The sequence below is a fragment of the Nonomuraea terrae genome (assembly GCF_004348995.1).
GTDB classification, from domain to species: domain Bacteria; phylum Actinomycetota; class Actinomycetes; order Streptosporangiales; family Streptosporangiaceae; genus Nonomuraea; species Nonomuraea terrae.
The window spans coordinates 1-13898 of the sequence record NZ_SMKQ01000227.1 but is presented as its reverse complement, the minus strand read 5'-3'; the positions used below and the strand labels follow the sequence as shown (position 1 = coordinate 13898).

The 13898-nt window shown below is 73.2% G+C and carries 15 protein-coding genes; 6 read left to right on the top strand and 9 right to left on the bottom strand.

The window, feature by feature from the left end; genetic code table 11:
• The 6 genes from E1286_RS40270 to E1286_RS40245 form a co-directional block, all read right to left on the bottom strand.
• A partial coding sequence (locus E1286_RS40270; RefSeq protein ID WP_132621480.1) for a flavin reductase family protein occupies window positions 1-316 on the bottom strand: 316 nt, incomplete at its 3' end.
• A 68-nt stretch (window positions 317-384) separates the two neighbouring features.
• On the bottom strand, window positions 385-909 hold the full coding sequence (locus E1286_RS40265) for an NADPH-dependent FMN reductase (RefSeq protein WP_187368293.1): 525 nt from the start codon (window positions 907-909) through the stop codon (window positions 385-387).
• On the bottom strand, window positions 899-2248 hold the full coding sequence (locus E1286_RS40260) for an LLM class flavin-dependent oxidoreductase (protein WP_132621478.1): 1350 nt from the start codon (window positions 2246-2248) through the stop codon (window positions 899-901). Before E1286_RS40260 ends, E1286_RS40265 begins: the two co-directional genes overlap by 11 nt.
• Complete coding sequence (locus E1286_RS48930) at window positions 2245-2943, bottom strand: ABC transporter ATP-binding protein (protein WP_132621476.1); 699 nt, start codon at window positions 2941-2943, stop codon at window positions 2245-2247. The genes E1286_RS40260 and E1286_RS48930 overlap by 4 nt, the downstream gene beginning before the upstream one ends.
• Window positions 2919-3737 (bottom strand): ABC transporter permease, encoded by an 819-nt coding sequence (locus E1286_RS40250; protein WP_132621474.1) that lies wholly within the window; start codon window positions 3735-3737, stop codon window positions 2919-2921. The genes E1286_RS48930 and E1286_RS40250 overlap by 25 nt, the downstream gene beginning before the upstream one ends.
• Window positions 3737-4783: an ABC transporter substrate-binding protein gene (locus E1286_RS40245; RefSeq protein ID WP_132621472.1), complete on the bottom strand. Its 1047-nt coding sequence runs from the start codon at window positions 4781-4783 to the stop codon at window positions 3737-3739. Before E1286_RS40245 ends, E1286_RS40250 begins: the two co-directional genes overlap by 1 nt.
• Window positions 4784-5031: 248 nt before the next feature.
• Here E1286_RS40245 and E1286_RS40240 point away from each other — a divergent pair, with 248 nt between their 5' ends.
• Complete coding sequence (locus tag E1286_RS40240; RefSeq protein WP_132621470.1) at window positions 5032-5991, top strand: glycoside hydrolase family protein; 960 nt, start codon at window positions 5032-5034, stop codon at window positions 5989-5991.
• A 3-nt stretch (window positions 5992-5994) separates the two neighbouring features.
• Here E1286_RS40240 and E1286_RS40235 read toward each other — a convergent pair whose 3' ends face one another.
• Window positions 5995-7587: an FAD-dependent oxidoreductase gene (locus E1286_RS40235; RefSeq protein ID WP_132621468.1), complete on the bottom strand. Its 1593-nt coding sequence runs from the start codon at window positions 7585-7587 to the stop codon at window positions 5995-5997.
• 67 nt (window positions 7588-7654) lie between these two features.
• On the opposite strand from E1286_RS40235, the gene E1286_RS40230 reads away from it, so the two are divergent.
• The 5 genes from E1286_RS40230 (at window position 7655) to E1286_RS40210 (ending at window position 11893) form a co-directional block, all read left to right on the top strand.
• Window positions 7655-8233: a helix-turn-helix domain-containing protein gene (locus E1286_RS40230; RefSeq protein ID WP_132621466.1), complete on the top strand. Its 579-nt coding sequence runs from the start codon at window positions 7655-7657 to the stop codon at window positions 8231-8233.
• 103 nt (window positions 8234-8336) lie between these two features.
• Complete coding sequence (locus E1286_RS40225) at window positions 8337-9128, top strand: SDR family NAD(P)-dependent oxidoreductase (protein WP_132621464.1); 792 nt, start codon at window positions 8337-8339, stop codon at window positions 9126-9128.
• A 13-nt stretch (window positions 9129-9141) separates the two neighbouring features.
• The gene (locus E1286_RS40220) at window positions 9142-9807 is read left to right on the top strand and encodes a PHP domain-containing protein (protein WP_132621462.1); all 666 of its coding nucleotides are present in this window, start codon (window positions 9142-9144) and stop codon (window positions 9805-9807) included.
• 58 nt (window positions 9808-9865) lie between these two features.
• On the top strand, window positions 9866-11227 hold the full coding sequence (locus tag E1286_RS40215) for a serine hydrolase domain-containing protein (protein ID WP_132621460.1): 1362 nt from the start codon (window positions 9866-9868) through the stop codon (window positions 11225-11227).
• 216 nt (window positions 11228-11443) lie between these two features.
• The gene (locus E1286_RS40210) at window positions 11444-11893 is read left to right on the top strand and encodes a hypothetical protein (protein WP_132621458.1); all 450 of its coding nucleotides are present in this window, start codon (window positions 11444-11446) and stop codon (window positions 11891-11893) included.
• 109 nt (window positions 11894-12002) lie between these two features.
• On the opposite strand, the gene E1286_RS40205 is transcribed toward E1286_RS40210, so the two are convergent.
• A complete protein-coding gene (locus tag E1286_RS40205; protein WP_132621456.1) occupies window positions 12003-13463 on the bottom strand; it encodes an aldehyde dehydrogenase family protein in 1461 nt (486 codons plus the stop codon).
• A partial coding sequence (gene pcaC / locus E1286_RS40200) for a 4-carboxymuconolactone decarboxylase (RefSeq protein ID WP_246075572.1) occupies window positions 13460-13898 on the bottom strand: 439 nt, incomplete at its 5' end. The genes pcaC and E1286_RS40205, both read right to left, overlap by 4 nt.

Here is a 13898-nt window from a genome sequence, read left to right as displayed (position 1 = left end):
GCCAGCGGGTGGGCGGGGCGAAGCGGTCGGCGCCCTTGCGGGCGAACCGGGCCGCCAGCTCCGCCTGGTCGCTGGCCAGGATGTTGACCGCGAAGTGCCCGGCCGCGCCCAGCCGGGGCCAGGTGGTGGAGGAACGGTCGACGTAGAAGGAGACGAGCGGCGGATCGAGGCTGACGGACGAGAACGAGGTGGCGGTGAGCCCGACGGGGACGCCGCCGCTCTGCGCGGTGATGATCACGACGCCGCTGGCGTGCACGGCGAGCGTGCGCCGGAACCGCTCGGCCGCCACGGCGTGGTCGGGAAGGGTGTCGGTCATGCGGGCGCCCCCGTCCTGCCGGATGTCATCGATGGCACGATCACGAGAGAGTTCCTCACGGGAGAAGGTCATGGCCGGCCGTCGAGCGCCGCGCGCACGTGCGGCCCCACCGCGGCCTGCCAGGGATCCAGCACCTCCCGCAGCCGCGGGAGGTCCGCCTCGACCAGCGCGAGGCCGGGTGTCGGGACGCTCGCGCCCAGCTCCACCAGGAGCGGGCGCAGGTGCACCTCGACGGCGAGCGCGTGCCGCGGGTCGCCCATCACGAGCACGGGCAGCGCGACCGTGCCGGCCAGGGCCCGCGACGGCAGCCCGTCCAGGAACACCTTGAGCAGCCCCGTGTAGGTGCCCTTGTAGGTGGGGCCGGCCACGACGAGCACCTTCGCCGCAGCGACCCGTTCGCGGGCCGCCGTCACGTCGGGCGGCGGCACGGGCGACAGCAGCCGCGGCCCCAGCTCCGACAGGTCCACCAGCGCGACGGGATCGTCATGCCCGGCTCCCTTGGCCAGTGTCTCGGCGATCTCGACCGCGGCGTCGAGCGTCCTGGAGCCGCTGCGCGGGTTGCCGGCCAGCGCCACCACGCCCTCACCGGACACCGCGACCACCCCCGGAGACCTGGCGGGGTCCGTACTGGCTGGCGGGTCTGGGCAGGCCGTAGTGGGAGCGCAAGGTGGCGCCCTCGTACGCGGTCCTGAACAGGCCGCGGCGCCGCAGAATGGGCACCACCTCGTCGGCGAACACGTCGAACCCGCCGTTCAGGTAGGGCGGCATGACGTTGAAGCCGTCGGCCGCCCCGCCCAGGAACCACTCCTGCATGCGGTCGGCGATCTGCTCGGGCGTCCCGGCGGTCACCCAGTGCCCGCGGGCTCCGGCCAGGCGGTGCAGGAGCTGCCTGATGGTGGGCCGCTCCCGGTCGATGATGTCCACCACGACCTGGAAACGGCTGCCGTAGCCGCGCTGCTCGTGGGTGGGCAGCTTCTCCCGGGGCACCGGGCCGTCCAGGTCGTGACCGGACAGGTCGACGCCGAGGAACTGGCGCAGTTGCCGCAGCGAGTACTCCGGCTGGGTCAGCTCGTCGAACTCCTTCCGCAGGGCCAGCGCCTCCGCCTCGGTCGAGCCGATGAACGGGCTGATGCCCGGCAGCACCTTGACGAGGTCGGGGTCGCGGCCCTCGGCCCGCACCCTGGCCTTGACGTCGGCGTAGAAGGCACGGGCGTTGTCGAGGGTCTGGTGGGCGGTGAAGATCGCCTCGGCGTGGCGGGCGGCGAACGCCTTGCCGTCCTGCGAGGAGCCCGCCTGCACGTAGACGGGCCTGCCCTGGGGGATGCGCGGGGTGTTGAGCGGGCCGCGGACGCGCAGCCACTCGCCGGCGTGCTCGATGGGGTGGATCTTGGCGTCGTCGGCGAAGACCCCCGAATCGGGGTCGATGACGAGCGCGTCGTCCTCCCAGCTGTCCCACAGCGCGCTCACCACCCGGACGAACTCGTCCGCCCGCGCGTACCGCGACGCGTGCGCCGGGTGCTCGTCGAGGCCGAAGTTCTGCGCCGCCTGCGGAGCGCCGGTGGTGACGATGTTCCATCCGGCCCGCCCGCCGCTGAGGTGGTCGAGCGAGGCGAACAGCCGCGCCAGGTTGTACGGCTCCAGGTACGTCGTGGAGGCGGTGGCGATCAGGCCGATCCTGCTGGTGGCCATGGCGAGGGCCGACAACCAGGTGAACGGCTCAAGCCGGAAGCGGCTGGCGTAGCGGACGTTGTCCGGCAGCGAGGGCCCGTCCGCGAAGAACACCGCGTCGAACGTGGCCTCCTCCGCCCGCCGCGCGAGCTCCTGGTAGTAGGTGATGTCCAGCACCCGGTGCGGTTCGGCGCCGCGGAAGCGCCAGGCGGCCTCGTGGTGCCCGGCCGGGTAGACGAACAGGTTGAGGTTCAGCTGTCTCACGTGCGCTCTTCTCCCGTCACGCCGAGCGCGCGCAGCAGCTCGGCTCGGATCTCGGTGGTGCGTCTGCCGCCGTCGAGCCGCTGCTCGGCGGCGATCCTGCCGTGGTCGAGCACGAGGACGCGGTCGGCCAGCGCGATGGCCTCGTCCACGTCGTGGGTGACCAGGAGCACGGCGGGCCGGTGCTGCTCGACCAGGCGGCGCAGCAGCACATGCATCTTGACCCTGGTCAGGGCGTCGAGGGCGCCGAAGGGTTCGTCGGCGAGCAGCAGCCGGGGCTCGCGTACGAGGGAGCGCGCCAGCGCCACCCGCTGCTGCTCGCCGCCGGACAGCTCGTTCGGCCAGGCGCGCTCCCGGCCGGCCAGGCCCACCTCGGCCAGGCTCTCCCGGCCGCGGGCCGCGGCCCCGTCGAGGCCGAGGACGACGTTGTCCAGCACCCGCTGCCAGGGCAGGAGCCTGGCGTCCTGGAAGACCACCGACACCTGCGCGGGCACCTCGACCAGCCCGTCCCCCGCCACGTCGCCGTCCAGACCGGCCAGGGCCCGCAGCAGGGTGCTCTTGCCCGATCCGCTCTGCCCGAGCAGGGCCACGAACTCGCCAGGCTCGATCTCCAGGTCCAGGGCGTCCAGGATGGTGCGGGCGCCGTACCGGCGGGTCAGTGCCTCGACGCGGATCAGCCGGCGAGTGTCCGTCGCCATGACAGGGCCCTCCTCTCCACCAGCCGCACCCCGGCGTCGGAGAAGAGACCGAGCAGGCCGTACAGGACGATGCCGACGAGGATCACGTCGGTCTGCCCGTACGTGCGCGCCAGGTCCATCATGTAGCCGATGCCGGTGGTGGAGTTGATCAGCTCGGCCACGACCAGGTACAACCAGGCCGTGGTGACCGCGAAGCGCATGCCGAGCAGGAACCCGGGCAGTGCCCCCGGCAGGACCACCTTCCTGACGAACGCGCCGCGCCCGAGGCCGACCGTCTCGGCCAGCTCGACGTAGCGGCTGTCGATGCTGCGCAGCCCGTTGTGCGTATGGACGTAGATCGGCACGAACACGCCGAGGGCGATGACGGTCACCTTCATGCCCTCGCCGATGCCGAGCCACAGGATCAGCAGCGGCATCAGCGCGAGCGCCGGAACGGCCCGCTTGATCTGGACGGGCCCGTCGATCACGGCCTCGCCCCAGCGGCTCAGCCCCGAGACGAGCGCGAGCAGCGTGCCCAGCGGAATGCCGAAGGCCAGCCCCAGCAGAACGCGCCGGACGGAGGCGAGCAGGTTGTCCTGCAGGCGGCCCGACTCGATCAGCTCGGCCGCGGTGGTGACCACCGTCCACGGCGCCGACAGGAACCGGGGGTCGAGCAGGCCCGTCACCGAGGCCACCGACCAGAGCGCGAGCAGCAGCGACGGGCCCACCAGGAAGCCGAGCGTGATCCGCGGGCCGGGCCGCAGCCTTCTTCGCCGGCGGACGGCCGCCTCGGGGCGGGTGGCGACGAGGGTCATCAGGCACCGTCCTTGATCGCGTCCGCGCCCACCGGCTGGAAGCGCGGGTCGTACAGGTCCTCGGCCTTCAGCACCGGGTTGCCGGTCTCCTCGGCGAGGATGTCGATGACCTCCTGGTGCCGGGCGATGGCCTGCGACCAGTCGGCGGGGATGTCCGGCTCGCCGGCCAGCTCGGCCAGGTAGCGGCCGTCGGCGGCGCTGAGGCCCTGGTCCTTGACGTAGTAGCCGTCGATCCATTCCTCCGGGTGCTCGTACACCCAGCGGGAGGCGCGGGCCCAGGCGGCGACGTACGCGCGGATCGCGGCGGCCTTGGCCGGGTCCTTGAGCGTTTCGGTGCGGACGTAGAGGTGGCTCGGGTCGTCGCGCAGCCCGTGCCGTACGGTCGTGGCGCCGTCCCGGCCGAACTTGGCGACGTACCGCCTGATGTTGACGCCGCCGATGGGCGCCACGTCCACCTGCTTGGAGGCCAGCGCGTTGGGGTAGACGTCGCCGGTGCTCGGCAGCTCGACGAGGGTGACGTCGTTCTTGGTCAGCCCGGCCCGCTTGAGCACCTTGAGGACGAGCGCGCCCTGCGCCTGCCCTGGGCTGTAGGCGATCTTCTTGCCGCGCAGGTCGGCCAGGGTCCGCACGGTGACGCCCGGTGCGATGCCGAGCTCGTAGGTCGGATGGTCGAGGGGGTCCTTGCGGAACTTCGAGGCGACGATCTTCACGGGCAGGCCGGTCCAGGTCGCGTAGACGGCCGGGATCTCCGCGACCGCGCCGACGTCGAGCGCGCCGGCCCGGAACGCCTCGCTGGTCTGGGGGCCGCCGCTGATGTTGGCCCACTCGATGTCGAACGGGAGTGTGCCGAGCTCGCCGGAGAGCTCCAGCGCGACCTTGGTGGACGGATCTCCGACGATCAGCTTGGTGCCCTTGGGGACGGTGGCCGGCAGCGGCGCGTCCGGCGCGAGCGCCGCCGCGGCGGGCTCGCCGCCCGGGGCGCACGCGACCGACGCGGCCAGCAGGAACGCGGCGAGCACAGGTCGTAGGAGGGAGGAGACAGGCATACGAGATGGCCCTTCACAAGCGAAACGGGATGTCGTAGGCGGTTTTCGAGATCAGCGACACTGCGCGCTGGCGACGTGGCCGTGGTCCACGTGCGGGCGGCGGGTCAGGTTCGCGGCCTGGCTCATGACCTCGAAGCTACGAGCCGTCCCCCCTAAAGTCAATATTTCCTACTGGATATACATGATTAGCCCCGCGACAGGTGGATCTGGTTTTATGTCAACCCCCCGGAAGAAATCGAGGAGCGCCCGTGAACAGCCCGTACCTCCCGCCGATCGACGCCTCCGGCGCCACCGTGGTGTTCGGCCCCGAGAAGGAGGAGCCCGGCTACTGGGCAGGTGCGCCCGGCGTGCTGCACGACGGCGAGCGTTTCTGGCTCACCTACCGCCACCGCCGCCCCCGTGGCGCCGGGCACGAACGCGGCTGGCACTGCGCCGTGGCCGTCAGCGACGACGGCGTGCGCTTCTCCGAGGTGTGGTCGGTGCACAAGGACGAGCTGCGCACGCCGTCCATGGAGCGCTTCCGCCTGACCCGGACGCCCGGCGGCTACCGCCTGTACCTGTCGTACGTCGATCCCGCCGACAACCGCTGGCGCGTCGACGCCCTGGCCGCCGACCATCCCTCGCGCTTCGACCTCACCGACGCCCGCCCCGTCCTGACCGCCGCCTCCACGGGCACCGAGGGCGTCAAGGACCCGTACGTCGTCCAGGACGGGCCGGTGACGTACCTGTTCGCCAGCTACGCCGAGCGGCGCGCCGGCCTGCCGGCCGACGCGCACGCCACCGCCGACGTCTACGCCGTCGGCGCCACCACCCACCCCACGGGGCTGGCCGTCTCCGTCGACGGCGGCGCGAGCTTCCGCTGGCACGGCGAGGTGCTGCCCGTGGGCTCCGGCTGGGACCGCTACCAGGCCAGGCTCAACAGCGTCGTCCCGGCGGCCGGCGGCTACCTCGGCTTCTACGACGGGTCGGCCTCACCCGAGGAGAACTACGAGGAACGCTGCGGCCTGGCCGTCTCGGCGGACCTGTTCACCTGGCGGCGGCTGACGGACGCCGCGCCGTGGAGCGTCTCGCCGTACGGGACGGGCTCGCTTCGCTACCTGGACGCGTTGATCGTGGACGGGCGGTGGTGGCTGTACTACGAGCTGACCCGCGCCGACGGCTCCCACGACCTGCGCCTGACCAGGGTGAGCCCGGCGGGCTCACCCTGAACGTCACAGGCGACGGCGGATCTTGAGCACGTTGTCGTGACGGGTGCCGCGCCGGCCGTCCGGGGTGGCCTGGGCGCGTTCGAACTCCTCGCTGCGCAGCACGTCCCACTCCCCTTCGCCGAGCTCCAGAGAGGCGAGCACCTCCTCGGGCGTCGGGAAGTGCACGTCGGGGTGGTCGTGGTCGTGCTCCCAGGACGGCCAGCCCGCGTGCCCGACGACGAGCAGCACCCCTCCTGGCGCGACGGCCGAGGCGGCGGCGCGCAGGATCTTCTCGCGCGGCATGTCGACGGGAGAGTGCAGGTAGCACGCGGAGACGAGGTCGTAGGAGCCCTCGGGGAAGGAGGCCGCGAGGTCGTGCCGCTGCCAGTCGACACGGTCGGCCACGCCGGCCTCGGCGGCCTGGGCGGCGCCGCGTTCGAGGGCGACGCGGGAGATGTCGGCGGCGGTGACCCGCCAGCCCTGCCGCGCCAGCCAGATGGCGTCACCGCCCTCGCCGCAGCCCAGGTCGAGGGCGGTGCCCGGCGTCAGGTCCGCGGCCTCGCGGACGAGCGCGACGTTGGGCTCGCCGCTCCAGATCCGCTCGCTCTCGCTGTAACGGTCGTCCCAGAACTCGTCGGCCGGGCGGTCGTCGGCCGCGGACGTCCGCGCGCGTCGGGCGGCCACGGCGGTGCGGGTCTCCTCGGCGACCAGGTCGGCGTTGATGACGGCACCGGCGCGCACGCCCGCCGCCGCTGCCGAGATGACCTGGTCCATGAGGTTCGAGACGTTGCCCGCCACCCACACCCCCGGCACGCTCGTCGCCCCCGACGGGTCGGCCGGCAGGTACGTACCGAGGACGTGGCCGCCCATCTCCAGCTCGGCGGTCTCCAGGCCGAGGCCGGCCAGGTGCTCCGTACGGGCCGTCATGCGGCCGACGGCGACGAGCACCCGGCGCGGGACCTCGCGCCCGTCGGCCAGCCGCAGGCCGCGCAGGCGTCCGCCGTCGACGACGGCCTCGGTCACCTCGCCCTCCACCACGGCCACGCCCCTGGCGGCGAGCTCCTCGCGCGCCTCCTCGCCCGGCTCCGGCGCGGTGTGCAGGAACAGGGTCACGTCGTCGCTCCACTGCCGCCACAGCAGCGCCTGATGCACGGCCATCGGGCCGGTGGCCAGGACGCCGATCGGCTGGTCGCGCACCTCCCAGCCGTGGCAGTACGGGCAGTGCAGCACGTCGCCGCCCCACAGCCCGGCCAGGCCAGGCACCTCGGGCAGCTCGTCCACCACGCCCGTGGTCACCAGCAGCCGGCGGGCCTCGACCGCCGTCCCCTCCTCGCGGGTGACGCGGAAGCGGCCCTCGCCGAGCCGCTCGGCGCCCGTGACGGTGCCCGTCACGATCTCGACGCCGTACGCGGCCACCTCCTCGCGGCCGATGGCCAGCAGCTCCCGCGGCGGCACGCCCTCGCGTGTCAGGAAGGCGTGCACCCCTTGTGCGGGCGCGTTCCGCGGCGCGCCCGAGTCGATCACCAGCACCTTGCGCCGGGCCCGGCCCAGTGCGAGCGCCCCGCTCAGACCGGCGGCGCCGCCGCCGATCACCACCACGTCGTATGTCGTTTCCATGGCGCAACTGTCGCCGCGGTGATGACAATTTGCCAAATTACCTTGCCGTAATGGCAAACTGGTCGGCATGGATCTCGATGGGGTGCTTCAGTCGGTGGGCCCGCGGCTGCGGGCGATGCGCCAGGAGCGGGGCACGACGCTGGTGGAGCTGTCCACGACCACCGGCATCTCGGTGAGCACGCTGTCGCGGCTGGAGTCGGGGCAGCGCAGGCCGACGCTGGAGCTGCTGCTCCTGCTGGCCAGGGCGTACCAGGTGCAGCTCGACGAGCTGATCGGCGCGCCCGTAACCGGCGACCCGCGCGTGCACCTGCGGCCGGTCGAGCGCTTCGGCATGACGTACATCCCGCTGAGCCGGCGGGCGGGCGGGTTGCAGGCGTACAAGCAGATCTACCCGCCGCACTGGCCGGGCTACGAGCCCGAGCAGCGGGTCCACGAGGGTTACGAGTGGCTGTACGTGCTGGCCGGGCGGCTGCGTCTGCGGCTCGGCCCGCACGACGTCGTCCTCGGGGCGGGCGAGGTCGCCGAGTTCGACACGCGGACGCCGCACGCCTTCGTCAACCCCGGCGACGAGCCCACCGAGGTGCTCGCCCTGTTCGGCCCGCAGGGCGAGCGCATGCACGTACGCGCCCGCCCCGCCCCCAAGTGAGGGGCGCTCACGCTCGACCGTGCTTGACAGCGGTGGTGTCCCGTGGTGAAGCTGATTCCAGAACTTAGTTCTAAAACATGCCGCTCGGCCGTGCAGGAGGAGCATGATGGGCGTACTCGACGGCAAGGTCGCGCTGGTGACCGGGGCCAGCAGAGGCATCGGCGCCGCCATCGCGGCGGAGTTCGCCGCGGCGGGCGCGCGCGTGGCGGCCAGCGCGCGGACGCTCTCGCCCGGCACCAGCCGGCTGCCCGGCACCCTTGAGGACACGATCGCCGGCATCCGCGCCGCGGGCGGGACGGCGGAGGCCTTCCAGGCCGACCTGGCCGTGCCGCAGGACCGCGAGCGGCTGGTCGAGCAGGTGCGCGCGCATTACGGCGACATCGACATCCTGGTCAACAACGCCGCCGTCACCTACTTCACGCCGGTGGCCGACTTCACCGCGCGCCGCTACGCGCTGATGTTCGAGGTGCAGGTGACGGCGCCGACGCAACTGGCGCAGCTGGTCATCCCCGGCATGCGGGCGCGCGGGCAGGGCTGGATCCTGAACATCTCCTCGATCGCCGCCCGCCACCCGAGCATGCCGCCGGGGCCGCACGCGGGGCTGGGCGCCACGGTGTACGGCATGTGCAAGGCGGCGCTCGAACGTTTCACCACGGGCCTGGCCGCCGAGCTCTACGCCGACGGCATCGCGGTCAACTCGCTCGCGCCGACCAAGGTGGTGCCGACCCCGGGCACGCTGTTCCACCGGCTGACCACCGAGGAGGACCCGAACGCCGAACCGCCGGAGGTGATGGCCGCCGCCGCGCTCGCCCTGTGCCAGGCCCCGCCCGACAAGCTCACCGGCCGCATCGCCTACTCCCAGGAGTTGCTGGCCGAGCTCGGCCTGTCGTCCTGACCGTCCGTACGCCGTGATCTCCGCACCGCGACCGGCCCGGCCCGTCCGGCCGGGCTGGGTACGCGTCGACTGCCACCTGCACACCGTCGCCTCCGGTGACTCGGTCATGACGCTCGACCAGCTGGCCGAACGCGTGGCGGCCCTCCGGATCGACGTGGTCTGCGTCACCGACCACAACCACCTGGCGGGCGGCGCCGAGGAGCTCTCCCGCGCGGTCGGCGCCCGGGTGGTGCCGGGCGAGGAGATCCGGACCGGCTCCGGCGAGCTGATCGGCCTCTTCCTCACCGAACGGGTGCCGTACGTGCTGCCCGCCGAGCGGGTGGTCGAGCGGGTCCGGGCGCAGGGCGGCATCGTGTGCGCGCCGCACCCGTACGATCCGCACCGGTTCGGGGTCGGCGACCGCCTTGAGGCGATGTGCGCCGCCGGGATGATCGACGCGGTGGAGGTGTTCAACGCGAAGACCCCCGACCATGAGCACAACCTGGCGGCGCTGCGCACGGCGCGGGCGTACGGGCTGCCGGCCACGGTCGGCTCGGACGCGCACGACCCGGCCGGAGTAGGCGCCGCCTATCTGGAGATGCCGGACTTCGACGGCTCCGCGTCCTTCCTGGACGCCCTGCGCGAGGCCGAGCCGCACGGCGAATACCGCCCGCACGCCCTGCGCTACGGTTTCCCGTAACGAAGGCGGCGGTTCGCCGCAATGGTGTGCGGCCGAGGGACGTCGTTAGCGTCGGCGCATGCTCACCACCCTCACGGCGATCTGCCTAGCCCTGTCCCCCGCCCTCCCGGCGTCCGTCGACGCCTACGTCGAGCGGTACCGCGCGGCCACGGGGCTGCCCGGGGTCGCCGTGGTGATCACGGAAGGGAACCGGATCGTGCACGCCGCCGGGTACGGCCGCACCGCCACCGGCGAGCCCGTCACGGCCGACACGCCCATGGCGATGGCCTCGGTCAGCAAGTCGTTCACCGCCCTGGCCGTCATGCGGCTCGCCGAGCAGGGCAAGGTCGCCCTCGATCAGCCGGTGCGCCGCTATCTGCCCGAGTTCGCCATGGCGGACCCGCAGGCCGCGAAGATCACCGTACGGCAGCTGCTCCACCAGACCTCCGGCATGGCCGACTCGGCCTTCCGCGAGAAGAGCCTGCCCCAGCCGGAGACGCTCGAAGGCGCCGTGGCCCGGCTCAGGACGGCGCGGCTCGCCACGGAGCCCGGCGCCGCCTTCAGCTACCACAACACCAACTACCAGGTCGCCGCGCGGCTCGTCGAGGTGGTCGGCGGCCGGCCGTTCGCTGCCTACCTCGACGCGCACGTGTTCGAGCCGCTCGGCATGCGCCGCAGCACCACCGTCGACACCGACCGCGACCTGCCCGGCAGTGCCCGCGGCCACCTGTACGTCCTCGGCCGGGCCGTCGCGGTGCCGGAGCCCACGGGGTTCGGCAACGGGTCAGGAGGGGTGCTCAGCACCGCCCACGACATGGGCCGGTGGTTGATCGCACAGCGCTCGGGGATCCTGTCGCCCCGGAGTGTCCGGGAGATGCGCACGCCGTCCGCGCAGAACGAGGACTACGCCCTCGGCTGGATGCTCGACGAGACCGAACGCGGCACGCCCGTCCTGGAGCACGGCGGCGACCTGTTCACCTCCACCGCGCACCAGCTGGTGATGCCCGGCACGGGGCACGGGATCGCGGTCATGGCCAACACCGGCATGGCCTACTCCGACGCGCACGAGCTCATGGCCGGCCTGGTCACCCTCATCGAGGGCGGCACCCCTCAGCCGCCCTCCCGGGCGCCCCTCCTCCTCACCGACGTGCTGTTCGCACTGCTGACCCTGCTGACCGTCGGGCTCGGGGTGCGGGGCGCCGTGCGTGCCCGCCGGTGGGCCGGGCGGAGGCTGTGGCGGCTGGCGCCGTACCTGGCGCCGGCGGTGTTGTGCGTGACGATCGTGCCGATCCATCGCGTGCTGGCGCGTGGCCGGGACGCCTCGTGGGTCCAGCTGGCGTATCTCTATCCGACGTTCATGGTGTGGCTGGTGACGGCCTGCCTCGCGTGCCTGACGGTGGTGGCCGCCCGGCTTCTCGCCGCCGGGCGGCGCGGGCTGTGACCGGGGGCGGGGTTTGGATCGCCGTTCTCCGTCGGCGGCAAAGAGGAGGTTGGTCAGTTCGCACGCGGGCGTGACCTGCGCCGGGCGTCCGGGGCGGCATCGTGGAGAGATACGGGAGAGGAGCCCATGACGCAGACGCCATGACCGGGGACGCGAATCGCGTTCCGCGCCCATCTGACGACGTCCGGAAATTTCTGGACTTCGGGGGGAAATCACATGGCCGAGATCACGACGCGTTCCGTCACGGCCCTCGTGCTGGCGGCCGCGTTCGCCACCGCGGCACATCCGGGCGCGCACGCTGCCCACGACGCCCGGCAGGCCGGTCAAGGGAGCCAGGCCGTTCCATCGGACGCTCAGCGACCCGGCGACCGGGAAGGCGCGCGGCGCGACTTCTCGTGTGGCACGGCGGCCGGCGGGGCGCGGGTGACCACCCACATGGCCGACCCGCGCCTGGCCCGGAACCGGCCGGCCGCGTGCGCGCTCGCGCTGGACGTGGCCGACGCCTACCGCGAGCACGTCCCGGCGGCGACGCCGCAGGACGGGCTGCCGTACTTCCTCGTTCAGGTGCGCGGCATCGGCTGGTCGTGCGCGCGGGTCGCGGGCGCGTCCGTCCCGTACGGGCAGTGCACGCATCCTCCGGGCGACAACGTGAAGGTGTTCGGCTGAGCGGCGAGAGGTCCTTCGTGGCCATGACGGGCCTCTTCACCGGCCGGCCCTGCTCATCGAAGCGGACGCCGGTGCCGCGCCCGCCGTCGGCCGGGTAGGCGAGGGCCGCTCAGAACGGGTAGTGCGCCTGCTGGGTGGCGAGCGTCAGCCAGCGCGTGTTCGAGAAGGCCTCCACGCCCCAGCGTCCGCCGAAACGGCCGTAGCCGGAGGAGCGGAAGCCACCGAACGGGGCCTGCGGCTCGTCGGCGACCGACTGGTCGTTGACGTGCACCATGCCGGTCTTGAGGCGGCGGGCCACGCGCAGGCCGTGGGTGCCGTTCTCGGTGATGATCCCGGCGGTGAGGCCGTGGTCGGTGTCGTTGGCCTGGGTGACGGCGTCGTCGTCGGTCGCGAACGTCGCGATCACGCACAGCGGACCGAACGCCTCGGCGTGGTAGAGGTCGGCGTCCCGCGGGACCCCGGTCAGCACGGTCGCCGGGTGCAGCGCGCCCTCGGGCTCGCCGCCGCCGGTGACCACGGTGGCGCCCTTGGCGACCGCGTCCCGTACGAGGGCGGCGACGCGGGCGGCGGCGGCCGGGCCGACCAGCGGCCCGACCACGGTCGCGGGGTCGGCAGGATCGCCGGACGGCAGCGCGGCGACCTTGGCGGCGAACTTGCGGGTGAACTCCTCGGCCAGCGACTCGTGGACGAGGACGCGGTCGCCGGACATGCAGATCTGGCCGGCGTTCATGAAGACGCCGAACGCGGCGGCGTCGACGGCGTAGTCCACGTCGGCGTCGTCCAGGACGATGATGGCGTTCTTGCCGCCGAGTTCGAGGACGGCGGGCTTGAGGTGGCGGGCGGCGTGGGTGCCGATGACGCGGCCCACGTTCGTGGAGCCGGTGAAGTTCACGGCGCGCACCCGGGGGTCGGCGATGAGTGCCTCGGCGACCTCGGCGGCGTCGGCCGGGTCGTTCGTCACCACGTTCAGCACGCCGGCGGGCAGCCCGGCCTCGTGCAGGATGTCGGCGATGAGCAGCCCGCAGGCGATCGGGGCGTCCTCGCTGGGCTTCATGACGACGGTGTTGCCGGCGGCGAGGGCGGCGGCGACCGAGCGCACGCCGAGGATGATGGGGGCGTTCCACGGGGAGAAGGCGGCGACCACGCCGACCGGCTCGCGTACGGCGAGGCCGAGCACGCCCTCCTCCTGGGCGGTGAGGACCTCCCCGCGCGGAGCGGTGATCGAGGCGGCGGCCTCGCGCAGCATCTCGGCGGCCAGCGCCACGTTGAAGCCCGCCCACGGCCGGGTGCCGCCCACTTCCGCGGCCATCAGCGCGATGACCTCCTCGGCGCGCGCCTGCAGCAGGTCCGCGGCCCGCAGGAAGATCGTGCGGCGGGCGAACGGGCTCAGCCCGGCCCAGGCGTCGAACGCCGCGTCGGCGGCGTCCACGGCGCGGGTGACGTCGTCGGCGCCGGCGGCGGCCACGGTCGCGTAGACCTCGCCGGTGTAGGGGCTGACGTCCTGAGTGACCCGCCCGGAGGCGGCGGGGACGGCCTTGCCGTCGATCAGCAGCTCGCGGCTGATGCTCATGGGGTTTCCTCTGCTGTTTCGGTGAGTACGCGCTGGGCGACGGCGAAGGCGGCGTTGGCGGCGGGGACCCCGCAGTAGACGGCGCTCTGCAGCAGCACCTCGCCGATCTCGTCGGGAGTGAGCCCGTTGCGCAGGGCGGCGCGTACGTGCATCGCCAGCTCGTCCAGGTGGCCGCGGGCCACCAGCGCCGTGAGGGTGACGCAGCTGCGGGTGCGCCGGTCGAGGCCCGGGCGGGTCCAGATCTCGCCCCAGGCGTAGCGGGTGATGAAGTCCTGGAAGTCCCGGGTGAAGCCGGTGGTGCGGGCGACGGCGCGGTCCACGTGCGCGTCGCCGAGCACCTCGCGCCGCACCCGCATGCCGGGGGCAGCGGGCGACACGGTGGGCGACACGGAGGGCAACACGGTGGGCAGGTGGGCGAGCAGCGCGGCCGTGACC

What these genes read in the sequence shown, in the direction of transcription:
- E1286_RS48930 (WP_132621476.1), bottom strand. Translation starts at nt 2,943, where the DNA reads ATGGCGACGGACACTCGCCGGCTGATCCGCGTCGAGGCACTGACCCGC.
- E1286_RS40215 (WP_132621460.1), top strand. Translation starts at nt 9,866, where the DNA reads ATGCTCACCACCCTCACGGCGATCTGCCTAGCCCTGTCCCCCGCCCTC.
- E1286_RS40245 (WP_132621472.1), bottom strand. Translation starts at nt 4,783, where the DNA reads ATGCCTGTCTCCTCCCTCCTACGACCTGTGCTCGCCGCGTTCCTGCTG.
- E1286_RS40235 (WP_132621468.1), bottom strand. Translation starts at nt 7,587, where the DNA reads ATGGAAACGACATACGACGTGGTGGTGATCGGCGGCGGCGCCGCCGGT.
- E1286_RS40225 (WP_132621464.1), top strand. Translation starts at nt 8,337, where the DNA reads ATGATGGGCGTACTCGACGGCAAGGTCGCGCTGGTGACCGGGGCCAGC.
- E1286_RS40205 (WP_132621456.1), bottom strand. Translation starts at nt 13,463, where the DNA reads ATGAGCATCAGCCGCGAGCTGCTGATCGACGGCAAGGCCGTCCCCGCC.
- E1286_RS40230 (WP_132621466.1), top strand. Translation starts at nt 7,655, where the DNA reads ATGGATCTCGATGGGGTGCTTCAGTCGGTGGGCCCGCGGCTGCGGGCG.
- E1286_RS40210 (WP_132621458.1), top strand. Translation starts at nt 11,444, where the DNA reads ATGGCCGAGATCACGACGCGTTCCGTCACGGCCCTCGTGCTGGCGGCC.
- E1286_RS40250 (WP_132621474.1), bottom strand. Translation starts at nt 3,737, where the DNA reads ATGACCCTCGTCGCCACCCGCCCCGAGGCGGCCGTCCGCCGGCGAAGA.